Source organism: Acetobacter oryzifermentans, assembly GCF_001628715.1.
Classification (GTDB): Bacteria; Pseudomonadota; Alphaproteobacteria; order Acetobacterales; family Acetobacteraceae; genus Acetobacter; species Acetobacter oryzifermentans.
The window spans coordinates 2104418-2129222 of the sequence record NZ_CP011120.1; the positions used below are offsets into that span (position 1 = coordinate 2104418).

Here is a 24805-nt window from a genome sequence, read left to right on the forward strand (position 1 = left end):
CGAAGGGATGGATTACAAAGTCGTCCAAAACCAAGAATAAAAATAGCACGCAGGCCAGCCTATCGCCCCGTTATCTCCTTTTCCTCCCCTCGGTCGGGGCTTTTGGCTTTACTGTGTGCAGGAATGAAGTGAACGGCACATGACCAAGTGGATCTACAGTTTCGGCGCAGGCCAGAGCGAAGGCAACGCCGGGATGCGCAATCTCCTCGGCGGTAAGGGAGCTAATCTGGCAGAAATGGCCAATATTGGCCTGCCCGTCCCCCCGGGGTTTACCATTACCACTGAAGTCTGCACGGCGTTCTACGAAAACGGACGGAAATACCCGGCTGAACTGGAATCCCAGCTTGAAGAAGCCATGGGTCTGGTTGAAAAAGCCATGGGTCTGCGCTTTGGCGATGCCAATGCCCCTTTGCTTGTTTCTGTCCGTTCTGGCGCACGTGTTTCCATGCCCGGCATGATGGATACAGTTCTCAACCTGGGGCTGAATGACAGCACCGTTGAAGGGCTGGTAAAATCATCCGGTGATGCCCGGTTTGCATGGGATAGCTACCGCCGCTTCATTCAGATGTACGGCTCCGTTGTGCTGGGTGTTGCCCACCACCGCTTTGAAGATCTGCTTGAGCAGATCAAGCGTGCCATCGGCAAGGAAGATGATACATCTCTGAGCGCTGAGGAATGGCAGGAAGTCGTTAAAGGCTACAAACAGATTGTTCTGCAGGAAACCGGCACTGCTTTTCCTGAAAGCCCGAAAGAGCAGCTTTGGGGCGCCATTGGGGCCGTATTTGGCTCATGGATGAACCCACGCGCCAACACTTACCGCAAGCTGCATGATATTCCGGCAAGCTGGGGCACGGCTGTTAACGTGCAATCCATGGTGTTCGGCAACATGGGTGATGATTGCGCCACAGGCGTCTGCTTCACACGTGATCCTTCTACCGGCGAAAACATTTTCTACGGTGAATACCTGATCAACGCTCAGGGTGAAGACGTTGTGGCCGGTATCCGCACACCGCAGCCCATGGCCGCATCCCGTGCGGCTGAAGGCCAAGTGCCTATGGAAAAGGCCCTGCCCAACGCGTATCAGGAACTGCTAAAAGTGCGCGATCTGCTGGAACGCCACTACCGCGATATGCAGGATATTGAGTTCACGGTGCAGGCTAACAAGCTGTACCTGCTCCAGACTCGCTCTGGTAAACGCACAGCCGCAGCTGCTCTGCGCATTGCCATTGATATGGCCAAGGAAAATCTGATCACGCAGGAAGAAGCCGTTAACCGCGTGCCTCCTGCATCTCTCGATCAGCTTCTGCACCCTGTGCTGGACCCCAAAGCAGAACGTCAGCTTTTGACACGTGGCCTTCCCGCTTCTCCGGGTGCGGCAACGGGCGTTATCGCGTTCTCTGCTGAAGATGTGGAAGACCGTGCAGCCAAAGGTGAAGATGTTATTCTGGTGCGTGTTGAAACCTCTCCGGAAGACGTGCATGGCATGCACGCTGCTCGCGGTGTGCTAACAACACGTGGCGGCATGACATCCCACGCTGCTGTGGTGGCCCGTGGCATGGGCCGCGTGTGCGTAGCCGGTGCTGGCAGCATTGCCGTGGACTACAAAGCCCAGACCATGAAGGTAGATGGCCACACGCTTAAAGCTGGTGACTGGCTTACACTGGATGGTGGCACGGGTGCTGTTTACAAAGGCCGTGTTCCCACCATTCCACCAACACTCTCTGGTGACTTTGCAACCCTTATGGGGTGGGCAGATTCCATCCGTCGCCTTGGTGTGCGCGCCAATGCTGAAACGCCAGAAGATGCGGCAACAGCCCGCCGCTTTGGTGCAGAAGGTATTGGCCTGTGCCGGACGGAGCATATGTTCTTCGGCCCTGATCGTATTGGCCATGTGCGCCAGATGATTATGGCGGATGACAAAGCCACCCGCGCCAAAGCCATTAACGCGCTTCTGCCCTTCCAGCGGAGTGACTTTACAGAACTGTTCCGCATTATGGCGGGGCTACCTGTAACCATTCGTCTGCTTGATCCGCCGCTGCACGAATTCCTGCCGCATGGTGAAGCTGAGCTGGAAGAAGTGGCCAAAGCGCTTGGGCAGGATGTTGAAACCCTGCGCGCACGCCGGTCTGCACTATCTGAAGCCAACCCGATGCTGGGCCATCGTGGTTGCCGTCTGGGCATTACATACCCAGAAATCTACGCCATGCAGGTGCGTGCCATTGCAGAAGCGGCTCTTGATATCGCCAAGGAAACAGGCAAGCCTGTTGCTCCAGAAATCATGATCCCGCTGATCAGCACCAAGGCAGAACTGGATCTGGTGCGTAAAACCTGTGAAACAGCCATTGCTGATGTTCTTTCTGAACGGAAGGCAGAACTGTCTTACAAGATCGGCACCATGATCGAACTGCCACGTGCAGCCATTACGGCAGATCAGATTGCGCAGAGCGCAGACTTCTTCTCCTTCGGCACAAACGATCTGACACAGACCACCCTTGGCCTTTCCCGCGATGATGCTGGCTCCTTCCTGCCAGAATACGTGGAAAAAGGGCTGCTTCCGCAAGATCCGTTTGTCTCGATCGACCGCGAAGGCGTTGGCGCACTGGTGCGTATGGGTGTGGAAAAAGGCCGTGCCGCCAAGTCCGACATCAAACTGGGCATCTGTGGTGAACACGGGGGCGATCCGCTTTCCATCTCCTTCTTTGAAGAAGTTGGGTTGGATTACGTATCCTGCTCTCCCTTCCGGGTGCCCGTTGCCAGATTGGCCGCAGCACAGGCTGCACTGGCTGCCAAAAACAACAAGGCCGTAAAAGCCTGAACAAAAAGGTGGCCGCCTCTCACCGAGGCGGCCATTTTTGAATCTAGATCATGCAAAAAAAAATCACGCTCCACCTTGTCTCCGAAGCAACGGGCCAGACACTGGATTCCGTTGCCCGCGCCTGTATTGCGCAGTTTCCCAACACAGAAGTGCATCTGCGCCACTGGAACCTTATTCGCACGCAACTTCAGCTCCGCCGGGTTTTGCGCCATATCGCGCTGGATCGTGGGCCAGTTATGTCTTCCCTGACAGACCCGACCTTGCAGGCTGATATGGAAGCAGGCTGTGCAAGCCTACAGGTGCGGCTATTAGATGTGCTGGATAACGCCTTGCACTTTCTTACGGAAGAAACGGGAGAAGAAGCTACGCTTCATCCGGGTGGCCAGTACATCATGGATGAAACCTATTATCAGCGCATTGAGGCCATGCATTATGTGCTGGCGCATGATGATGGGCAGGAAACCAAAGGTCTGAACGAAGCTGATGTTATTCTAGTTGGTGTCTCGCGCGTTTCTAAAACACCTACCTGCTTTTATCTGGCAAATCGGGGCCTAAAGGCAGCCAATGTTCCCTTGGTAATGGGCATTGAGCCACCGCAGGATCTGTTTACTACCAATAAACCCGTTATCGGGCTGACAATAGACCCAGAACGCCTCATTGAAATTCGCCGTAACCGTTTGTCTCAAATGGTGCCATCCAAAGCCAAGATCGATCCTGTGGCAGATTATGCCTATATTGATCTGGAAAAAGTGCAGGAAGAATTGCACTGGGCGCGCCGCTTGTGCCGCCGCCATAACTGGCCAGTTATTGACGTTACGCGCCGATCTATTGAAGAAACATCCGCTGCTATTCTGGATCTGATTTCCGCTGGGTAAAAACACCTTCTTCTTCCTGAATGCATTCAGGAAGAAGAAGGAAGTCCGTGCTAGTCAGCCATTTCTTCTGGGGTCAGGTGCTGAATGCGTATCGCCTGCCCTTGCGCATTATAATAAATAATGCTGCTTCCACGCCGCTGTGCATAACCATCTGGCTTGCCATCCTGTGTCCAGAATAACAACCGGTTGGCATCTGGCTGTTCCTGCACTTTATCGCCCTCTGGCTTGTAGCGATATTTGCTAAAATCCTTATGGGCACGGGGCAGCGGCGGCTTGGTTGCCAAGTTGTGCATATCTGCTGGACGATGCGTTTCTGCATCGTCATCGTCGCCCAACCCACCTTCTGCCATAGCAGACGGTATATTCAGAATAGGTAGAGCAACTGCGCAAACACCTGCCAGAACCAAACACTTCTTACGCAACACAGGCACCATGCTGCTGCTTTCCTTTTTCTGCTCCACTGCTAGCAGATACATAATCTGCAAAGCCGCGAAATGCGATTGTTTCCATATATTGGAACAAAACGATCCTACACCCAACAGAGCAAGCCTGTTTTTCACCATCCTGTCATGCCATTTTACCAAAGAAACAACCTTAATAAGGCCGTAACTTTGGCTTTCTCATCATACATCCATCAGAATACATATTTGCTGGGTTTTAGGCAGACTGTATCATTAAGCGCATGACCGAAACGCTGCTAAGCCCCTTTACTCTGGAACGGGATATTAAAAAAAGCCGCTTTCTTGCCAATGCTACGCCCATAAACAGCATAGAAGAGGCCGAAGCTTTTATCAGCCGCATCGCAGCCGCCGGGCCAGATGCCACGCATCATTGCTGGGCGTGGCAATTTGGCCCACATTGCCGCTGCCATGATGCCGGAGAGCCATCAGGCACTGCTGGGCGACCAATTTTACAGGTTGTTCTTGCACAAAAGCTTGATCGGGTTGCCATTGTGGTATCGCGCTGGTTTGGCGGTATCAAGCTTGGGGCTGGCGGCCTTGTGCGTGCTTATGCTGGCACTGCGGCAGAATGTTTGCGGGAAGCACCAAAAGAACCGCTGATAGACCGTATCAAACTGAGCTTTCATTGCCCGTTTTCATTGATCGGGCTGCTACAGTCTCGTTTGCCTGAATGGGGAGTGGAGGCTGACACGCCAGAATTTGATGCTCTGGGTGCTCAATTTATTCTTACGCTACCCACAGACTGGCAGGAAAACATCACTCAACGCATCACAGACCTGACGAATGGTCAGGCCCAGATACGCTTGGTGGAAGAAAATTAGCGCGGGATAACCCACCCATTGCCGGTAGAATCCCCAACCTGCCCGGAACCAAACGGGCTGCTGCTCTGATAGGCAGAACCATATTTGGAAATATCGGAACCGGTTACCGAGTCACGATGCACCTTGGCCAGATGATCCGGGTCTGCGCCATGCTGAAAATCCATGGATGGTGCATCCTGATACCCCGGTGGCAGGTTACGATGCCCATGCACGGTCTTCTTTTCAGAAGACTGGCTCTGCTGGCCATTAGAATCGAGGCTGCCAGAACCTTCAGAGAAGGAAACATTATCATCAGGCATCAGGGCTGGATCTGCATAAGCTGCAGAAATACCAGCCATAAGGCCAAATCCAACACATATGCCCGAAAGCACCGTTACAAACGGTTTACGCAGCTGCGCCATTGCGCGTTACCCCGCGAAAAAATGAAAATTTACCCTGCCCGAAAAACCGTTCCAGCCGGGTTGTGCTGGTGCTATATTGCACCAACATGGCAAAATGCCAAACCAAGCGGCCATATGCCCGCCATACATTTAAAGGCAAGCGCACGCGTTTGGCATTGAAAGATGAAATTTGCCTATTGGCGCTGTTTTAGACATAAAGGCTTCCCCTTGGCATCCGTACGCGGGTGTAAGGTGCTTTATGTCTCTTTATTCAACCTCTGACCTGACCACCCTTAAACTGACAGGAACCGCGTTATGAGTGCAACGCTCACCCAGCCCAACCCGACGTCTGCGACCTGGATGCCGGATAGCTGGCGTTCGTTTCCCGTAAAGCAGATTCCCAGTTATCCGGATCAGGCCGCGCTTAAAACGGTTGAAGATCGGCTAAGTTCCTATCCGCCGCTGGTATTTGCCGGGGAAGTACGCACCCTGCGCAACCATCTGGCGCAAGCTGCTACCGGGCAGGCCTTTGTGCTGCAAGGTGGCGCATGCGCTGAAAGCTTTGGTGAATTCAAAGCCAACATCGTGCGTGATACCTTCCGCGTGCTGTTGCAGATGGCGGTAGTGCTGACATTTGGCGCCAAAGTGCCGGTTGTTAAAATTGGCCGTATGGCTGGCCAGTTCGCCAAGCCGCGCTCTTCCGATACGGAAACCGTAAACGGTGTTACCTTGCCGTCTTACCGCGGCGATATCATCAACGGTTCAGATTTTACGCCGGAATCCCGTATTCCAGACCCTGTTCGTATGGAAACCGGCTACTTCCAGTCCACCGGTATCCAGAACCTTCTGCGCGCGTTCTCTCACGGTGGGTATGCCAACCTGCATCAGGTGCATCGCTGGAATCTTGGCTTTGTTGAGCGTTCTCCGCTTTCCAACCGTTACCGCGTTATGGCGGAACGTATTGGCGAAACGCTGGCATTCATGCAGGCATGTGGGCTGAACGCAGCATCTGCCCCGCAGATTGATGAAACAGAGTTCTACACCTCTCACGAAGCGTTGCTGCTACCTTATGAGCAGGCTCTGACACGCATCGACTCGACATCTGGTGAATGGTACGACTGCTCCGCCCACTTTGTGTGGATTGGGGACCGCACCCGCCAGCCTGATGGCGCGCATGTTGAGTTCCTGCGCGGTGTGCGTAACCCTATCGGCATTAAGGTCGGCCCCACTACCAGCGTGGAAGACATTAAAAAGCTGACAGAAATCCTGAACCCGAAAAACGAAGCCGGGCGTATTACGCTTATCTCTCGTATGGGTGCGGATAAGATTACAGAAAAACTGCCCCCGCTTATGCGGGCCGTAAAAGCTACTGGGCAGACTGTAACGTGGCTGACAGACCCCATGCACGGCAACACCACCTCTACACAGCAGAAGATCAAAACACGCTCCTTCGATTCCATCGTGAAGGAAGTGAAAGGGTTCTTTGCCGTGTGCGCGGCAGAAAACGTGCCTGCTGGTGGTGTGCATCTGGAAATGACAGGCCAGAACGTAACCGAATGCGTAGGTGGCGCGCATTGCCTGACAGAAGAAGATCTGGGCAACCGTTATGAAACCTTCTGTGACCCGCGCCTGAATGCTGAACAGTCTTTGGAACTGGCCTTCCTGATTGCGGAAGAACTCAAAAGCGAACGCTAAGGCATACACGCTTTTATGAACTCAGCCTGAACACTCAGGCTGATCACAGAACCGGGGGGTGGGGTTTACCTTGCCCCCCGTTGTTCCCATCATCCCTGCAGCCCCAATGGCAGAAAGAGCAGATCAGGATGACACATTCCTTCTCCAAACCTTCAGCAGGCGTCTGTTCCGCCCGCACAGCAGCACCGCTTCCCGATGCGGAAATTCGCGCGCGTACAGATTCCTATTTTAATCGTACCCGCCAGATTGTCGGCCGGTTTGGAGATTGCGAGGTTACATATGCCTTCTTTATCCGTCGTCCGGTTATTTCTGCTCCGGGGCTGATGCTGGAATGGCTGAAAAACGTTATGGCCCAGCGCCAAGCCCCCTACTCTGTCGATGTGGTGCACCCAGAAGGTGAATGGGTGGGCGCTGGCGAGCCATTGGTTTACGTAACAGGCTCCTTTACCCATCTGGCTGATCTGGAAACACTGCTGCTGCAAAAACTTGGTAGCCCTTGTGTTGCGGCACATCGCGCTTATCAGATGGCACTTTCCCTGCCGCATACCCGCTTTTTAGCCATGGATGCCCGCCATTGCGCTGGGTATGAAATGCAGGAGCTTATGGCCTATGCAGCTTCTGTTGGGGGGCGTGAAGCGCAGGAAAACGGCGCTATCGGATTTGTAGGCACAGCCAATGATGCCGTTGCACCCTTTTTTGGCGGCACGCATGGCGCAGGCACCATGCCACATGCTTTAATTGGATATGCAGGTTCCACCGTGCGTGCGGCTGAAATGTTCCACGCGGAATTTCCTCATACAGATCTGGTTGTTCTGGTTGATTACTTTGGCCAAGAAATTACGGACGCGCTGGCCGTTTGCAACCGCTTTCCCAAACTGGCGGCAGAAGGCAAGCTGGCTGTAAGGCTGGATACACATGGCGGCCGCTTTATGCAGGGGCTGAATCCGCAGGAATCTTATGCGGTCGTCAACCGCCATGCGCCTGAAGCACTACGCCGTTACCGTTCTGATAAAGAACTGCGCTACCTGATTGGCACAGGTGTTTCTGCCGCAGCTATCTGGAAAATGCGCGAGGAACTGGATCACGCAGGCTTCCCGCATGTTAAAATTATTGCGTCTTCTGGCTTCGGTGTTACCAAATGCGCCTGTATGGCAGACGCACACGCCCCCGTTGATGTTGTGGGTACTGGCTCCTTTATTCCTGAACTATGGAACGAAACCTACGCCACAGCCGATATTGTCTCCTACAACGGCGTTGAACGGGTAAAAATTGGGAGGGAATTCCTACTTCCCTCCTTCCGCAAAACCACCAAAGGCGAACAGACATGACCGACAAAACCGATACCGAAGACAAAACATGGAAAGTTCGCATTCTGGATCTTTCTGGCGGTGCGGAAGATAACATTGTGGAAGATGTTGGCGTTTTTCATGATCTGGCACACGCCAATGCATTTGCCCGCGCCTATGTGCGCGACAGTATAGAACGCTGCCGCACCCCTGGCGCCAGCGCCAAGGATGTGCTCACAACGTGGTTCAGCTTTGGTGAAGATGCTGTGGTACTAGATGCAGGTGAAGATGGCTGGCATTCCGCCAATGAGCTGGATGATTTTACAGCCCACCGCGCAACACCCATGGAACGAGACTGGCGTATGCTGGACCCGCGTCGGCTGGTTGAAGATAATGAAGACCTGACAGACCTTTACGCAGCGCCGGACGATGCAGATAATGGCGGCCACCAGCACTAACACAGCATAACGCTGTGGCTGGCCTTTCCTGTTCATTCGCGCCATAAGCTTCTGTCATGAAACTCCGTTTTGCTCCCAGCCCTACCGGCCTCCTGCATGTTGGCAATGCCCGTCAGGCACTTGCCAATGCCCTTTACGCCCGCCGCCACGGTGGCCAATTCCAACTTCGTATTGATGATACGGATATCGGCCGCTCCCGCGAGGAGCTGGTGGAAGCTATCCAGAAAGATCTGCACTGGATGGGCATTCAGTGGGATGAAACCTTCCGGCAGACAGAACGGCTGGATCGCTACGCTGCGGCCATTGAAAAACTGAAGGCCTCTGGCCACCTTTACCCCTGCTTTGAAAGTGAGCAGGAACTGGCCGCCAAACGCGAAACACAGATCCGCCAGCGCCGTGCTCCGGTTTATGATCGTGCCATGTTGAAAATGACTGCCCAGCAGCGTGCACAGGCTGAAGCAAACGGTAAAGTACCCTACTGGCGCTTCAAACTGTCCAACACCACTGTACGCTGGCGCGATATGGTGATGGGTGATTGCCAGGTAAAACTTCCTTCTGTTTCAGACCCCGTTCTGGTGCGCACAGATGGCACAGTGCTGTACACACTGGCTTCTGTTGTAGATGATCTGGAAACAGGCATTACCCACATTATTCGTGGGGAAGACCACGTAACCAACACCGGCGTGCAGATTGATATTGCCCAAGCTCTTGGGGCACATCCTGATCACTTCCGTTTTGCGCATCTGCCACTGCTGCTTGATGAAAATGGTGGTAAACTTTCCAAGCGGTTTGATGCGTGCTCTCTGCGCACATTCCGGCAGGATGGCATAGAAGCAACAGCGCTTATCTCCTATCTTGCTCGTCTGGGATCTTCGGATGACCCGGTGTTGCTGCCGTTTGATGAACAGGCCAAGATCTACGATATCTCCCATATCTCCCGCTCTGCCGCTCGGTTTGATACCCGCCAGTTGCTGGCCATGAACCACAAACTACTGGCCCAGACACCTTATGCAGATGTGGCAGACAGATTACCTAAAGGGGCCACAGAGGCATTCTGGCTGGCTATTCGCGGAAATATCGAACTGCTTTCAGAAGCACGCCTTTGGCATAATGTAACGGATGGAGATATCATTCCCCCCGTGCAGGAAGGAGAAGATGACTTCCTGAAAGAAGCCGCAAGCCTGCTACCTGCCGAACCGTGGAATGAAACCACATGGAAAGCATGGACAACCGCTGTGCGTGAAAAAACAGGCCGTTCTGGCAAAGCCCTGTTTCATCCCCTTCGTCTGGCCCTGACAGGTGAAGAACAAGGGCCGGAACTGCGTGATCTTCTACCATTAATTGGCCGCAATCGCGCCTTGGCGCGGCTGCTCCCTTCTGCATAAAGAATAACACGCATGCCCCCGCAATCAGCGCCTTTCCCACCTACCTTTATACCGGGCAAAAGGGATGCGCTGATTGTAGTGGATGTGCAGAACGATTTTCTGCCGGGCGGCACCCTGCCTGTGCCTAAAGGCCATGCCATTGTGCCTGTTATCAACAAATTGGCACGTTTACCTTTTGGGATGATCGTAACCTCGCAGGACTGGCACCCACCTGATCATGTTTCTTTCAATACCCACCATCAAAAGGGTTCGTGGCCCCCGCATTGTGTAGCCCATACATACGGGGCAGATTTTCCCAAAGATTTACACCTACCCGAACATACCCTGCATGTGTTCAAAGGTGCGCAGGCCGATCAGGATAGCTACTCTGCTTTTGGGGCCAAAACAGAATTGGGCCTATTGCTGGATACAGTTTTAAAACAACATGGCATCATGCGTGTTTTTGTGTGTGGCTTGGCATTGGAATACTGCGTGCAGGCCACAGCAATAGATGCACACAAAGCCGGATATACAAGCGTGCTTCTAACAGATGCCACCCAAGGGTTAGAGACTGATCCCGCCCGTGCTCTTACGGCCTGTCAGGCAAAAGGCATTTTACTGTATTCTGGGTTACAATTACACATACCTTGCCCAACGCGCTGATTCATACCCTACGCAAACCAGCCAGAGGTTTTTATGCGTAACAGTTTTTCTCGCCGTCGTTTTGGTCTTTTCTGTGCTGGTATGGGCATTTCTGCTCTGGCTGGGCCACCCATTGCTGCACGTGCAACATCCATTCCCGAACTGATGGAACGCGAACCGCCCATGCTGGAGACCCTTAAATGGGCGCCGCATGTGCATAAGACCATTCAGAACGTTATCAACGCCAACGGGCAATATTCTTCCATCTATAATCCGCAACGTCGGCCTTATGTGGTGGTGGACTGGAACAACACAACCATTGTGGGCGATGTGCAGGAAACGCTGTTCCTCTACATGCTGGAACACTTTAGCTTTCTAATGCGTGCAGATGAATTCCGGCACCTTATCCACGTGCATGCATTTGCGCACCCCTTGCCAGCACCATTTTTTAATATGGCTGGGCAACCCGTTTCCTTCCCGGTGCTGGTGGATGATCTGATAGAGGATTATCGTGCGCTGGCGGCCCGTTACGGGCATATGCCGCATCCGCTCCCACGCGATGTGTTGGCAAAAGATATTACTCTGCAAGCTTTTCGGGCCAGAATGGCCTTTTGCCAACAGGCCGTTGCCACACTGCACGGGCCAGAAGCCGCGCAACGCTGGATGATACGGCTGGTGGCTGGGCAAACGGCAGCAGATGTTATTGCCCTAAGCCGCGCGGCAAATGAATGGTGCCTTGGGGCCTCCATTACTACACAAACGTGGGAATGCCCGGCAGAGCGCCCCGGCAAAGCTGGCCCTGTATCTGCCAAAGTTGTGCAGGCCCTACGGCTTACGCCAGAAATGGCCAACCTGTTCCAGATTTTGCAAGAACATGGGATAGACCCGGTTATCTGCACCTCCGGCATGGAGGATATTACTGCGCTGTTCGCAACATCAGCAGAGTATGGATACAACCTGCCGCGTGAACATGTTTTTGGCGCACGTTTGGCAGAACGCAAAAAAATCCTGCTTTCTACCGAGGCTGCTCATTACCCCTTCCCGGCAGATGCTGGCAAAACAGCCATTATTCACAAATATTTTGTCGCAAAACGGCAGATGCCACCGTTAATGATTTTTGCGGGGGAAGACTGCTCCGCTCATATGCTGGACGCTTTTCCTGATACCAAGCTGTGTTGCCTGATTAACCGCAAACAATCTGCCCCTATGCAGAAATTTCTGCAAAAGGCTGCACAATCTGCATCAGACACCACGCCTCGCCAGTTTTACTTGCAAGGGCGTGATGAAAATACAGGAGAGTGGTTGCCAGAAGAAGGCAGTATTTTACTTGGTGAAACCAATCCTTCTTTACCCACCTGATGTTATCAGGATTTGGGCTTCCACCGATTTAGCAACAGAGAATTGCTGACAACAGAAACAGAACTCATGGCCATAGCAGCCCCTGCCAGCACTGGGTCCAACTTACCAAGTGCCGCTAGTGGCAAACCGAGAATGTTGTAGATAAAGGCAAAAAACAGGTTCTGCCATATTTTGGAAACCGTGGCGCGAGAGAGGGAAAGCGCATCCACCAAGGCCATCAGGTTGCTGCGCATCAGCACAACATCAGCCGTCTCCAGCGCAATATCTGCTCCAGCCCCTATGGCAAACCCAACATCGGCTGAGGCAAGGGCCGGGGCATCATTTATACCATCGCCCACCATGCCAACGCACTTACCCTGCTCTTTCAACTTACGAATTTCGGCTGCTTTGCCATCTGGCAGCACACCAGCAATAACTGTTTTTATACCCACCTGCTGGGCCACAGCCTGCGCAACACGGGCGTTATCCCCCGTTAGCATGACCACATCCAGCCCCTGCTGCTGCAAGGCCGCTACAGCTTCATGCGCTTCTGGTCGGATCTGATCTGCCAGCGCAAACCATGCCAGAACCGTTTGCCCCTGCGCCACCCCCACAACCGTACGCCCCTGCTGCTGCCAGCTTTGGGTGAATTCATGATCTACCTTACAGCCAAGAGTGCTGAGATACGTAGGAGAACCCAACGCGGCAGATTGCCCCTGAAACTCTGCGGTAACACCTTGCCCCGGCACCGCCTGAAAGCCAGATATCTCTGCCGCTGTTACATCCTGCGCACGTACATAATTAACAACTGCACGCGCCAATGGATGTTCGGATTGGCTTTCCAGCGCATATGCCAGAGCCAGCGCATTTTGTGCAGAAGCAGGCGCTATAACCTGAACATCCACAACTGCGGGCTGCCCTTGGGTTAAGGTGCCTGTTTTGTCCACCACAAGCGTTGTAAGCTTACGTGTCTGCTCCAGTGCATCCGCATTACGGAACAAGATACCCGCGCGCGCGCCCAGCCCCGTGCCCACCATAATGGCGGTAGGAGTTGCCAACCCCAGAGAACATGGGCAGGCAATCACCAACACAGAAATAGCGTTAACAAGGCTTTGGTCCCACACGCCTGTCAACAACCAGCCTGTTGCAAATGTCAGCACAGCCAGCGCCAGCACAACTGGCACAAAAACAGATGCCACCTTATCTGCCAGCCGCTGCACACTGGCTTTACTACCCTGCGCCTGCTCCACCATATGCACAATGCCTGCCAGAATGGTCTGGCTGCCAATTCCGGTTACTTTGGCCCGCAGCGCGCCAGTCTGGTTTAATGTGCCTGCAAACACGTTGGCTCCGACCTGCTTGGTAACGGGCACGCTCTCACCCGTCAGCATGGCTTCGTTCACATCCGATGCGCCAGAAAGCACCACGCCATCTACAGGAATACTCTCACCCGGACGCACCAAAAACACATTGCCAATTTGCAATTGTTCTACAGGTTCATCCGTTATCTGCCCGGCACGTTCAACATGCGCCGTTTTGGGTTGGAGCCGTAGCAGACTTTCCATCCCAGCGCCTGCACGCGCCTTGGCCCGTGCTTCTAGCAGACGCCCCAGCAAAACCAGTGTAATAACCAGCGCGCTGGCCTCAAAATAAACAGGCTGATCAAGCCCAAACAGCACCACAACCGCGCTGAAGCCATAGGCAATGCTGGTGCCCAAAACCACCAACACATCCATAGTAGCAGCACCACTGCGTAATGCATGCCATGCGCCTGCATAAAAGGAACGGCCACACCAAAACTGAACTATAGTGGCCAGACCAAGCTGTACCCATAGCGGCAACATAACCGCATGGTGTGCGCCTACCATCATGCCCACCATTTCCAGCAAAAACGGCAGACTTAAAACCGCTGCCAGCACAAAACCCGTAAGCGCTGTGCGCCATTCCTTCTGCCGCTGACGCTTGGCTTCTTCTGCTGTTTTCTGTTGGAAAACACTTGCGCCATATCCGGCTTTTTCCACCGCTGCTATCAGCGTTTGCACGGTTACAATACCGGGAACAAAGGTCACATGCGCACGCTCGGTAGCCAGATTAACATTTGCATGCACGGATGGCAGGGCGTTCAGCACTTTTTCCACCCGCCCGGCACAGCCTGCACAAGAAAGCCCTGTAAGAGCCAGATCTACGCTGGATGTCTGCGCCCCAAACCCGGCCTTAGCTACGGCACCTAACACATCTGTTACGCTGCTTGCACCGGCCCCCAGATCAACCTGTGCTTTGGCTGTTGCAAAATTGACAGAGGCTTGCACGCCCTCCAACCTGTTCAGCACTTTTTCCAGCCGGGCAGCGCATGCAGCGCAGGACATCCCTTCTACCGGGAAACTGATTGTCTGGCTCATTCACCCTACTCCGCCTGTAGCTGCACACCTGCGTATCGCACCAAAACCAACTTATGATACGACTTTCTGCGTTGCAGGACATTTTCTTGCTCTCATATACACATTGCAGATATGGTGGCGAGATGATGGATCGCATCCTGCCTTTCAGAAAAATTCTGAGCGGCCTGCTTTTTGTAGCAGTGCTGGTGGGTTTGCATGCGCTTCTGCCGGGCAAGGTGTTTGCATCTACCCATGCAATGGGTGGGTGGCCTACAAGCATGCAGTCCGCCGAATGCCATTCTCATGATGCCATGAACATGCCGATGGAACATTCGGCAGTTGCACCACTGGCAGCCCATGCGGCCCATTGTGCCTTGCAAAACCATGCACACCATCATCAACAGCATTGTTGCCAGACAGACTGCTTTGCATCTGGGCTTTCTGCGCTTCTACCTTATACGCATGTGCATGAGGCCGCATGGCAATTACCTGCACATCGGTTACGCAGGAATGTTCTGTTTCTGCCAGATTACGCTGCCGCACCTCTGCTAAGGCCACCCAAACTGCATAACGCCTGATTTTTCACACGTTTTAATCAGTCGGTCTGCGCGTTCTTACATACGTGCAGCATAATGCAGAATGGACAATACCCATGCATATTCCTCCTGCCTTGAAAGGGAGAAATGTGTCTCGTCGGCAGTTTATAACTGGCGGCAGCGCATTGGCGGCCATGTATGCTTTTCGGCCACCTCAACAGGTTTTTGCTTCTTCCCACACATCCGGAATTGTACCCCCGCACACCAGCAGTAATTTTGATCTGACCATCGGTTGGGCAAACGTAAATATTGTGGATAAGCCGCAGCGCGTACCCACCATGAATGGCGGTGTGCCCGGCCCTATCCTGCGGTGGCGTGAAGGCGATGATTTACGCCTGAACATTCATAATACGTTGGATGAAACAACCTCCATCCACTGGCATGGCATACGCTGCCCGGCCCATATGGATGGGGTGCCGGGGCTAAGCTTTGCGGGCATTGCACCCGGCGCACACTTTACTTATCACTTTCCTATCAAACAGAGCGGCACATACTGGTACCACAGCCACTCCAACATGCAGGAAGCCATGGGACTGTACGGGGCCATTGTGATTGACCCCAAGGAGCCAGACCCCAACAGTTATGACCAGGATTACGTTATCCTGCTTTCAGACTGGTCTGATGTGGCGCCACATACCATCATCAACAAGCTGAAGTTTCAGGACGACTACTATAATTTCCGTCAGCGCACGGCTGCCTCGTTCTTTCATGATGCCAAGAAATCTGGCGTCTGGCCCACACTAAAAGACCGTATGCAATGGGCCGGCATGAATATGTCTGCTACGGATATTTCAGACGTCAGCGGCATTATTTACACCTATCTGATGAATGGCTGCACGCCTGCTGCCAATTGGACCGGTATTTTCAAACCCGGTGAACGCATCAGGCTACGGTTTATCAACGCCTCCGCCATGACCTTTTACGATATCCGCATTCCCGGCTTACAGATGGATGTCATTCAGGCAGATGGAAATAATGTTGAACCCGTGCGGGTAGATGAATTCCGCATCGGTGTGGCGGAAACGTATGATTGCATTGTGCAGCCACAAGGCAACCAAGCCTACACCATTTTTGCCCAAAGTGAGGACAGAACAGGATACGCTCGCGGCACCCTCGCCCCCCATTCCGGCATGAGTGCGCCCATTCCCCCGATGGATGAACGCCCCGTACGCACCATGGTAGATATGGGTATGGCCATGCATGGGGGCCACGATATGGGTGACATGGATATGCACGACATGCCCATGCATCCGGTAGCAAAAACACATGCGCCACCCTTGAATGTAGAAAACCAAAACCGTGCCGCCATGCCCATCAACCGGATGGCAGACCCCGGTGATGGCTTACAAAACAATGGCCGACGGGTTCTGGCATACGCAGACCTACGCGCCACCCACCCAGCCACAGATCAACGCCCACCGTCGCGCGAGATCACGCTGCATCTTACCGGCAATATGGAGCGTTATATCTGGGGATTTGATGGTAAAAAATTCTCGGAAGCTGAGCCCACTCCGCTGCGTTTGGGCGAACGGGTACGCTTTACCCTGATCAATGACACCATGATGGAACACCCCATCCACTTGCACGGCCTTTGGAGTGAACTGGAAAACGGGAACGGCCTGTACAACCCCGTAAAACACACCATTATTGTGCAACCGGGCGGGCGGCTTAGTTACTTGGTGTCTGCCGATACACCGGGTTTATGGGCTTTTCACTGTCATCTGCTTTACCACATGGATCTAGGCATGTTCCGCACGGTGGTGGTGTCATGAAAACATGTTTTTACCGCCAGATTTTGTGTCGTTGGCTCCTGTTGGGCATGCCTGCTCTGCTTATGGCTTTTACGGTTATTCCGCAGGCTAAAGCGGCTTCCATGCACCATGCAGGTATGGAAGGCATGGATGATATGGATATGGGCGACATGGACATGTCAGCCCAAAAACCTGCGCATCCGCAAAGCTCGACACCCGCGCATCATTCTACGCAAAGCGTAGCACCCAACAAAAACGACAAACCGGGCACTTCCGCCTATCCGCCCGTTACACCCAGCGCACAATGGCCAGCCACACCGCCACTTGTGCCCAAAGTGCATTACGTGCAGCATATCCACCCGGTTATGGACCACAACACGTATTTCCATGCGCTTCTGGAACAGTTCGAGGGCCGATATACTCCGGGCAACAGCCTGTTCCGCTATTCTGGCCAGGCGTGGTTTGGCACAGATTACAACAAGTTCTGGGTAAAGTCCGAAGGCTTACTAGATGGCCACCATCGTTTTTCAGACGGCGATCATGAATTCTTTTACGACCGCGCCATTTCCACTTATTTTGATGTGCAGGCAGGTATCCGGTTAGATGTAGATAGCGGCCCTACCCGCGCATGGGGTGCCGTAGGTGTACAAGGGCTGGCACTTTACTTTTTTGATGTATCTGCCACGGCATATTTCAACAACACAGGAGTGGCAGGCAAACTGGAAGGTTCTTATGACTTCCTGATAACCAACCGCCTGATCTTACAGCCACAAGCCGAGCTGAACTTTTATTCTCATGCAGACCCAGAGCGTGGTGTCAGCCGGGGTTTTTCTGACATAGATGCAGGTTTACGCCTACGCTACGAGTTCAAACGCCAGATTGCGCCATATATTGCCGTTACCTATGCCGGGCATTATGGCAACACCGCCAGCGTAGCCAGAAACAACACCCGCATGGCGGAAAATGGGCCAGAGGATTTACGTTTTACCTTTGGCATCCGCTCATGGTTTTAACAGCAAGATAGCCCCAAAACAGAAAAAGCCCTGCTACACATGAGGTGGCAGGGCTTTTTGCTAAGGCTAACGCCAGAACTGAATTAGTTCTTGGTTTTGTCAACCAGACGGGATTTTGCAATCCACGGCATCATGCCACGCAGTTTTTCACCAACGGCTTCAATCTGGTGCGCATCGTTACGAGCACGTGTAGCTTTGAAGAACACGTTGCCAGACTGGTTTTCCAGCACAAAGTTACGCACGAACGTACCGTTCTGGATGTCTGTCAGAATACCCTTCATGGCTTTTTTGGTTTCTGGCGTAATCACACGCGGGCCAGACACGTATTCACCATACTCAGCAGTGTTGGAGATGGAGTAGTTCATGTTGGCAATGCCGCCTTCATAGATCAGGTCCACGATCAGCTTCATTTCGTGCAGGCATTCAAAGTATGCCATTTCCGGTGCGTAACCACCTTCAACCAGCGTTTCAAAGCCAGCGCGGATCAGTTCAACCAGACCGCCGCACAGAACTGCCTGTTCACCAAACAGATCGGTTTCAACTTCTTCCTTGAAGGAAGTTTCGATCGTACCTGCGCGGCCACCACCGATAGCGGAAGCATAGGACAGAGCAATGTCCAGAGCCTTGCCTGACTTATCCTGCGCAATAGCAACCAGGCAGGGTACACCGCCGCCACGCTGATATTCGGAACGCACAGTATGGCCAGGGCCTTTTGGTGCAATCAGGAACACGTCCAGATCCGGGCGTGCTTCGATCAGACGGAAGTGGATGGACAGACCATGAGCAAATGCCAGAGCAGCACCCTGCTTCAGGTTCTTTTCCAGAGATTCTTTATACAGCGCACCCTGGCCTTCATCCGGCGTCAGCACCATAACAACATCTGCCCATGCAGCAGCTTTGTCTGGGGTCATCACGGTGAAGCCAGCAGCCTTGGCTTTTTCAACTGCTGAGGAGCTTTCGCGCAGGCCGATCACGACGTCTTTTACGCCGCTGTCCTTCAGGTTGTTTGCGTGGGCATGGCCCTGGCTACCATAACCAATAATGGCAACCTTTTTGGATTTAATCAGATTCACATCGGCGTCACGGTCGTAATACACGCGCATTGCCATGATTTTTGCTCCTTTTAGCAAGCCGGAATAGCTTTTCCGGCTTTTCTCATACTTCAGATGCTCTGAATTGTCTGCGGTCCGCGGCAAATGGAGGCCACGCCTGTGCGTGAAACCTCAGCCAGCCCAAGCGGACGCATCAGCTCGATAAAACTGTCCAGCTTTTCTGTAGAGCCAGTCAGTTCAAACACAAAAGAACTTGCCGTGGTGTCCACTGCCCGTGCACGAAATGCCTGCGCAATCCGCAGGGCTTCCGTACGCGGCTCGCCAGAGGAAACCACTTTCACCAGCGCCATTTCCCGCGCCACATATGGGCCTTCTGCCGTAAGATCCACAACGCGGGATACGGGCACCACACGCGCAATTTGGGCACGTATCTGGCGGATAGCGGAGGGGGTGCCAGTTGTCACCACATTCACGCGGGATGTGGTCTGATTTTCATCAACCGGGGCAACTGTCAGGCTCTGGATGTTGTATCCGCGGCCAGAAAACAGCTCCACAATACGGGCCAGCGCACCGCTTTCGTTGTCCACCAGAAGAGAGATAACGGCAGAACCTGAAATTTCCTGCTGCATTGTCAGTGTATCCTGAAATCAGACTGGAAGAAGAAAGAAACTCTTGAGGGCAACCCCCAACTGGTCTCAGACCAGCATCTGCCCTTCCTTGGTGATCTTGGCTCCGCTTTCTTCCTGCTCTGGCCCCAAAATCATTTCATTATGGGCAGCGCCAGAAGGAATCATGGGGAAGCAGTTTTCGCCTTCCGCCACGCAGATATCCACAATCACCGGCCCATCATGCGCAAGTGCCTGCCGAATGGTATCATCCAACTGACTAAGCTGCGTGACACGCAGGCCCGTGCCATGAAAGCTTTCTGCCAGTTTTACAAAATCTGGCAGCGCATCGCTGTAGCTTTCAGAATAGCGCGAGCCATGCAGCAGCTCCTGCCACTGGCGCACCATGCCCATGTAATGGTTGTTGATGATGAAGATTTTTACCGGCAGACGATACTGCGCAATGGTGCCCAGTTCCTGAATATTCATCAGGGTAGAAGCCTCACCAGCAATATCCATTACCAATGCATCCGGGTGTGCAATCTGCGCGCCAACGGCTGCGGGCAAGCCATAACCCATAGTGCCAAGGCCACCAGATGTTAGCCAACGGTTGGGATGATCGAACTGGAAGAACTGCGCAGCCCACATCTGATGCTGCCCAACTTCGGTTGAAACATAGGTATCGCGCCCGGTTTCGCGCGCCAGTTCATAAATGCGGCGGATCGCCTGCTGGGGCTTGATAACCGCATCCGGAGCCTGATCCTGCGTAAAGCGCAAGCAATCCAGCGCACGCCATGCATCAATCCGGTTCCACCATTCAGCCAGTTCTTTCTGATGCGTGAAGGCGGGTTCTTTTTCCCATTCCTCAAGCATCATGGCGATGGTTTCACCCACGTCACCAATAATGGCTTCATCTACGTGGATGATCTTGTTGATCTGTGCCGGATCAATATCCGCATGAATTTTAAAGGATGTGGGAGAAAACGCATCCACACGCCCGGTCACGCGGTCATCAAACCGGCTGCCCAGCGCAATCAGCACATCGCAATCATGCGTCGCCAGATTGGCTTCGTAAGTACCGTGCATTCCCAACATACCCAGAAACTGGGAATCGGTGCCCGGATAAGCCCCAAGGCCCATCAGCGTAGAGGTGATGGGAAAGCCCGTCATTTTAACCAGTTTGCGCAGGGCTTCACTCGCTTGCGGGCCAGAATTGATAATGCCGCCACCCGTATAAAACAGAGGGCGCTTGGCATTTTTCATGGCCTTTACGGCGCGGGCTACAGCATCTTTATCCGGCTTGGCCTGCGTTCTTTCCGTACGTGGTGCAATTTCCTTTGCATCCATGTATGGCGCATCACCCACAGTAATGTTTTTGGGCAGATCAATCAGCACCGGGCCAGGGCGGCCAGAACGTGCAATGGCAAAAGCCTCATGCACCGTTGGCGCCAGATCTTCGGGCTTGCGCACCAGATAATTGTATTTGGTAACAGGCCGCGTAATACCTGTGGTATCTGCTTCCTGAAAAGCATCATTCCCAATCAGGCTTGTGGGCACCTGGCCAGACAGGCACACCAGCGGGATAGAATCCATCATGGCATCCAGCAAGCCGGTAACGGCATTTGTAGCACCCGGACCACTGGTAACCAGCACAACACCCACCTTACCGGTAGAGCGTGCATAGGCTTCTGCCGCATGAACAGCCGCTTGCTCGTGCCTTACCAGCACGTGGCGAATCTGGTTTTGCTTAAACAGGGCATCATAAATAGGCAGAACCGCCCCGCCCGGGTACCCGAAAATAACTTCCACACCCTGCTCAGCCAGCGCGCGCATAAGGACTTCCGCACCAGAAAGGGCTGGTGTGTTCCGTGCGTCTGATGGTGCCGAAGCAGTTTTGAGTGTCATGTTATCCTCTCTTCCCGGAAATGGGACAGGCGGCATCTTTAGGCCTCGAATCAGGTAGCGTCAATCCCACGGAGAACGAAAGATACAATTTCTTCGTATTTTCTTTCCGAAAATTGCGCAAAATCAGAAAAAGATGCATCAACTGTGCATTCCAAGCCCTTTTTTGCCAAACTGTGGTGCGCAAACCACGTTGCTTGCCGCTTTGTGTAACGCCCTGTAGCCTGCACAGCCCGTTGCGTGGCTTCTTGCTCGGTTATTTCTCCACGCAGCATGGCAGAAAGTTCTGGCACGCCGTGCGCACGCATGGCTGGCAGGCTGGTATCCAACTTTCGGGCCAGTAATGTCCGCACCTCTGCCACAGCACCATTGCGCAGCATGTTCTCAAACCTTGCAGCAATGCGCGCCCGCAGTTCCGCACGCTCCGGATTGAGGCGAACAGCTACAAACCGGCAAGCAGCAGGCGGCAAGCCCGGCTGTTTGTGCCACCATGTCAGCCCGTGCCCAGTGCCACGCCACACCTCCCATGCGCGCGAAACACGCTGGGAATCTACAGGCCGCAGGCGGCAGGCTGTTTCAGGGTCCACTTCCATCAGGCGGGCATGCAAGGCTGGAGCACCATACTGCGCCACACTTTGGCGGGCCTCCTGCCGGGCCTCATCCCCTGTATCTGGGATAATGGCCAAGCCATGTGTCAGGGCATGCAAGTACATCCCTGTACCACCACATAAAATGGGCAAACGGTTTTGCGCCCATGCCTGCTGCATGCAGGCCAAAGCTTGCTCTCGCCACCATGCCACACTGCCTTTTTCTTCCGCTGGCAGCACACCGTAAAGCCGGTGCGGCACAAGCTGCTCATCTTCTGCACTGGGGCGGGCCGTTAAAACATCGAGATCCTTATAAACCTGCATAGAATCGGCATTAATAATCTCGCCGTTCAATCTGCGGGCCAATGCCAACGCCAGAGCGGATTTGCCAGAGCATGTGGGCCCGGCCACAATAAGTGCTGCGGGCAGATTGGCGGAAGGCTCCGCAAGTCTGCCCATATGGTGTTCTGCTTGCCTCATGCCTGCATTCCTGCCACACACCCCTTTGCCATGACGAGCCTTGTTCTGACCCTTGTTGCCCAGCGTGAGGCAACACCCCTTGATACCGCCACCATTGCACTGGTGCGCGACATTCTGGCCACCACTGCAGAAGCCACTGTGCTTTCAGCAGGGGAAGCAGTTGATATTCCTTGCACGGAAAGTGCAGCCAGCAAGCTGCCAGCCGTGCGGGAAGCGCTGAATACCCTGCCCATAGATTCGGTGCTGACCCATACAGCCACGCGCCGCAAAAAGCTGCTGGTTTCCGATATGGACAGCACCATAGTGGCCAATGAAACATTGGATGACGTGGCAGCCCATGCCGGTATTGGTGAAAAAATAGCTGCCATTACTGCACGCTCCATGAATGGTGAGCTGGATTTTGCAGCCTCCCTGCGTGAGCGCGTGGCCCTGCTAAAGGGACTCCCCGCCTCCTTGCTGGAAAAAGCGTGGAAGGACGTCAAACTCAACTCCGGCGCGCGTGAACTGGTGCAAACCATGCACGCACACGGCGCTTACACTGCACTGGTTTCTGGCGGCTTTACCTTTTTTACCTCCAAGGTTGCCGCCCTGTGCGGGTTTGATGAAAACCACGCCAACACGTTGCTTTTTGATGCAGAAGATTGCCTGACAGGCGCAACCGGCCAACCTGTTCTGGGGCCAGATACAAAACTGAGCCTATTGGAAAAGCTAACAGCCACCCATCATCTGCCCGCAGAAGCCACGCTGGCTATTGGCGATGGTGCAAATGATCTGCCCATGTTGCGCAAGGCCGGGCTTGGTATGGCATTTTACGCCAAACCGGTTGTGCGCAAGGAGATTACAGCCCAGATCAATCATACATCCCTACGCACGGTTCTGTTTGCGCAAGGGTATCCTGCTTCTGCATTTATCAAGGACTAATCAGTTCAGTACATTTGGCATGACGGCATAAGGAAAAGATTATGCAGTTTGATCCGCGTGATATTTCAACTTATCCCATCGTCCGTGCAATCTGCGTGATTGTTGGGTGTGGGCTGATGGTTTACTGCTTTGTTTTTTACCTGAACTTGCCGCCAGACACGCCAGAGCACGTTATGCGCCATGTGGCCGCACTTATTGTGGGCACACTTATTCTACTTGGGTCTATCTGGATCTAGAACACAGCACACAATAACGGCTTGATTAAAAACCAAGCCGTTTATGCAGTTCCCTAATAATATAAGGTGTATCATCCAGCGGTAACGCCAACCATGGGGCAGGAAGGCGCGTTTCTGTTTCTTCCAGCACATGCACCCGCCCGGCAAGTTCCAGCTCTTCTATAAAATCGGTAATCCGGCGAGAACGGCCCGGCAAAGGGTAGATTGTTACTGGCGCACACCCGGCAACAGCCTCTGATATCATTGATACACTATCAATTGTGACAATCAGGTTATCTGCACAGGCAATCAGACCCTCATAGGGATTTTCCCCTTCCCCATTCCAAACATGTCCACCCGCGCCTTCTACAATGGTTTTCAGCACCTTCATGGCTGCCGGGCTTGTGCGCCGAGAAGGAGTAACAACCAAACTGCCCCCCTCCGCCTTAAGGGTTTCGACCAGAACCTGCCCAAGACGATGGGCTTCTGCCTCTCCAAAATGGAAGCGACCATTTGAGCCCCCAACCAAGGCTGCAATAAGAGGGCGTGGCAATTCTGCAAACTGTGGCTGCCATTTTGCACGCGCCTGTTCCAGCGCTTCTGGCGTAAGGCCGTGCAGCGCTGTGCGCCCCAGCAAAACATTGGGGCCTGCAATATCATCGTGCCGACAGGCAATAACCAGGTCGAACCGTGACAGATTTTTGCGCGGATTTTGAATTTGCACCACAGGTCGGTGTGAGCCACGCAAACCAGCGCCAACTTCTCCACCCTTACCGCCAACACTCACCACAACAGAGGATTGTGCAAACGCAGGATTTTCTTCCAGTTCCGCCCCATCGCTGCCGCGCAAAAAAGGCTTACCAAGCCAGTGCGGCCCACGCAGCATAACACGGGCCAGCTTACTGGGGCATATCGGATGGAAAGTGCCATTCCACCCTGCACGTGCCACAAGCCCCAAAGCCTGCGACCGCATGCCAGCAAAATCTTCCCCCACCACAAAGGCAGCAACGCCCGCCTGCGTTCCGCAAGACGACATATTTGAACCCTCTGGGGTTCCGGCGTAATCTGCACGCGCCATGATGCGTTATTCCTCTGTTGCGCAAGGGAGAGTGCTGAAAAGCGCTCCCGTGTCTTTCTCTCCTTGCCGCTGGAACGGAAAGCGTGCAAGGC

General features: G+C 53.6%; 22 protein-coding genes. 14 read left to right on the plus strand and 8 right to left on the minus strand.

Annotation, left to right across the window (positions count from 1 at the left end):
- The first annotated feature begins 139 nt into the window (after positions 1–139).
- Together ppdK and WG31_RS09960 are read left to right on the plus strand one after the other, a co-directional pair.
- Entirely contained in the window at positions 140–2815 is a 2676-nt protein-coding gene (ppdK, locus tag WG31_RS09955; protein WP_006117430.1) for a pyruvate, phosphate dikinase, read from the plus strand.
- A gap of 50 nt (positions 2816–2865) precedes the next feature.
- Positions 2866–3690, plus strand: a complete 825-nt coding sequence (locus WG31_RS09960) for a pyruvate, water dikinase regulatory protein (RefSeq protein WP_006117432.1) — start codon at positions 2866–2868, stop codon at positions 3688–3690.
- Between the two features lie 50 nt (positions 3691–3740).
- On the opposite strand, the gene WG31_RS09965 is transcribed toward WG31_RS09960, so the two are convergent.
- Positions 3741–4166 carry a hypothetical protein gene (locus WG31_RS09965; protein WP_035351972.1) on the minus strand — a complete coding sequence of 142 codons (426 nt, stop codon included), beginning with the start codon at positions 4164–4166 and terminating at the stop codon, positions 3741–3743.
- Between the two features lie 206 nt (positions 4167–4372).
- Here WG31_RS09965 and WG31_RS09970 point away from each other — a divergent pair, with 206 nt between their 5' ends.
- Positions 4373–4972 (plus strand): IMPACT family protein, encoded by a 600-nt coding sequence (locus tag WG31_RS09970; RefSeq protein WP_006117434.1) that lies wholly within the window; start codon positions 4373–4375, stop codon positions 4970–4972.
- Here the strand turns inward: WG31_RS09970 and WG31_RS09975 are convergent.
- Positions 4969–5373 carry a hypothetical protein gene (locus WG31_RS09975; protein WP_006117435.1) on the minus strand — a complete coding sequence of 135 codons (405 nt, stop codon included), beginning with the start codon at positions 5371–5373 and terminating at the stop codon, positions 4969–4971. The two genes, WG31_RS09970 and WG31_RS09975, sit on opposite strands and share 4 nt — an antisense overlap.
- Positions 5374–5667: 294 nt before the next feature.
- On the opposite strand from WG31_RS09975, the gene WG31_RS09985 reads away from it, so the two are divergent.
- The 6 genes from WG31_RS09985 to WG31_RS10010 all read left to right on the plus strand — a co-directional run bounded on the left by WG31_RS09985 (position 5668) and on the right by WG31_RS10010 (position 12156).
- Complete coding sequence (locus tag WG31_RS09985) at positions 5668–7047, plus strand: class II 3-deoxy-7-phosphoheptulonate synthase (RefSeq protein WP_006117437.1); 1380 nt, start codon at positions 5668–5670, stop codon at positions 7045–7047.
- 80 nt (positions 7048–7127) lie between these two features.
- Positions 7128–8375, plus strand: a complete 1248-nt coding sequence (locus tag WG31_RS09990) for a nicotinate phosphoribosyltransferase (RefSeq protein WP_082823191.1) — start codon at positions 7128–7130, stop codon at positions 8373–8375.
- Positions 8372–8791, plus strand: coding sequence for a hypothetical protein (locus WG31_RS09995; protein WP_063354428.1), 420 nt, complete (start codon positions 8372–8374; stop codon positions 8789–8791). The genes WG31_RS09990 and WG31_RS09995 overlap by 4 nt, the downstream gene beginning before the upstream one ends.
- A gap of 56 nt (positions 8792–8847) precedes the next feature.
- A complete protein-coding gene (gene gltX, locus WG31_RS10000) occupies positions 8848–10176 on the plus strand; it encodes a glutamate--tRNA ligase (protein WP_063354429.1) in 1329 nt (442 codons plus the stop codon).
- A 12-nt stretch (positions 10177–10188) separates the two neighbouring features.
- Positions 10189–10818 carry a nicotinamidase gene (locus WG31_RS10005; protein WP_063354430.1) on the plus strand — a complete coding sequence of 210 codons (630 nt, stop codon included), beginning with the start codon at positions 10189–10191 and terminating at the stop codon, positions 10816–10818.
- A 33-nt stretch (positions 10819–10851) separates the two neighbouring features.
- Entirely contained in the window at positions 10852–12156 is a 1305-nt protein-coding gene (locus tag WG31_RS10010; RefSeq protein WP_063354431.1) for a hypothetical protein, read from the plus strand.
- Positions 12157–12161: 5 nt separating this feature from the next.
- Here WG31_RS10010 and WG31_RS10015 read toward each other — a convergent pair whose 3' ends face one another.
- Positions 12162–14534, minus strand: coding sequence for a heavy metal translocating P-type ATPase (locus WG31_RS10015; RefSeq protein WP_082823192.1), 2373 nt, complete (start codon positions 14532–14534; stop codon positions 12162–12164).
- A gap of 122 nt (positions 14535–14656) precedes the next feature.
- Between WG31_RS10015 and WG31_RS15560 the strand changes: the two genes are divergently transcribed.
- The 3 genes from WG31_RS15560 to WG31_RS10030 are packed head-to-tail and all read left to right on the plus strand — an operon-like array spanning position 14657 to position 17873.
- Positions 14657–15091 carry a hypothetical protein gene (locus tag WG31_RS15560; RefSeq protein ID WP_063354432.1) on the plus strand — a complete coding sequence of 145 codons (435 nt, stop codon included), beginning with the start codon at positions 14657–14659 and terminating at the stop codon, positions 15089–15091.
- A 44-nt stretch (positions 15092–15135) separates the two neighbouring features.
- Positions 15136–16881 carry a copper resistance system multicopper oxidase gene (locus tag WG31_RS10025; protein WP_082823194.1) on the plus strand — a complete coding sequence of 582 codons (1746 nt, stop codon included), beginning with the start codon at positions 15136–15138 and terminating at the stop codon, positions 16879–16881.
- A complete protein-coding gene (locus tag WG31_RS10030; protein WP_063354434.1) occupies positions 16878–17873 on the plus strand; it encodes a copper resistance protein B in 996 nt (331 codons plus the stop codon). Before WG31_RS10025 ends, WG31_RS10030 begins: the two co-directional genes overlap by 4 nt.
- Positions 17874–17956: 83 nt before the next feature.
- Here the strand turns inward: WG31_RS10030 and ilvC are convergent, their stop codons facing one another.
- The 4 genes from ilvC to miaA form a co-directional block, all read right to left on the minus strand.
- Positions 17957–18976, minus strand: coding sequence for a ketol-acid reductoisomerase (gene ilvC / locus WG31_RS10035; protein ID WP_035351970.1), 1020 nt, complete (start codon positions 18974–18976; stop codon positions 17957–17959).
- 59 nt (positions 18977–19035) lie between these two features.
- Positions 19036–19554 (minus strand): acetolactate synthase small subunit, encoded by a 519-nt coding sequence (gene ilvN / locus WG31_RS10040; RefSeq protein WP_003628530.1) that lies wholly within the window; start codon positions 19552–19554, stop codon positions 19036–19038.
- A gap of 66 nt (positions 19555–19620) precedes the next feature.
- Entirely contained in the window at positions 19621–21471 is a 1851-nt protein-coding gene (gene ilvB / locus WG31_RS10045) for a biosynthetic-type acetolactate synthase large subunit (RefSeq protein WP_006117449.1), read from the minus strand.
- A 14-nt stretch (positions 21472–21485) separates the two neighbouring features.
- Positions 21486–22478, minus strand: a complete 993-nt coding sequence (gene miaA / locus WG31_RS10050) for a tRNA (adenosine(37)-N6)-dimethylallyltransferase MiaA (RefSeq protein WP_304466177.1) — start codon at positions 22476–22478, stop codon at positions 21486–21488.
- A 51-nt stretch (positions 22479–22529) separates the two neighbouring features.
- Here miaA and serB point away from each other — a divergent pair, with 51 nt between their 5' ends.
- Both serB and WG31_RS10060 read left to right on the plus strand, forming a co-directional pair.
- Positions 22530–23420: a phosphoserine phosphatase SerB gene (gene serB, locus WG31_RS10055; RefSeq protein ID WP_039892069.1), complete on the plus strand. Its 891-nt coding sequence runs from the start codon at positions 22530–22532 to the stop codon at positions 23418–23420.
- Positions 23421–23461: 41 nt separating this feature from the next.
- Entirely contained in the window at positions 23462–23656 is a 195-nt protein-coding gene (locus WG31_RS10060; RefSeq protein ID WP_006117453.1) for a hypothetical protein, read from the plus strand.
- 25 nt (positions 23657–23681) lie between these two features.
- On the opposite strand, the gene WG31_RS10065 is transcribed toward WG31_RS10060, so the two are convergent.
- On the minus strand, positions 23682–24713 hold the full coding sequence (locus WG31_RS10065; RefSeq protein WP_063354435.1) for a mitochondrial fission ELM1 family protein: 1032 nt from the start codon (positions 24711–24713) through the stop codon (positions 23682–23684).
- Positions 24714–24805 lie beyond the last annotated feature (92 nt).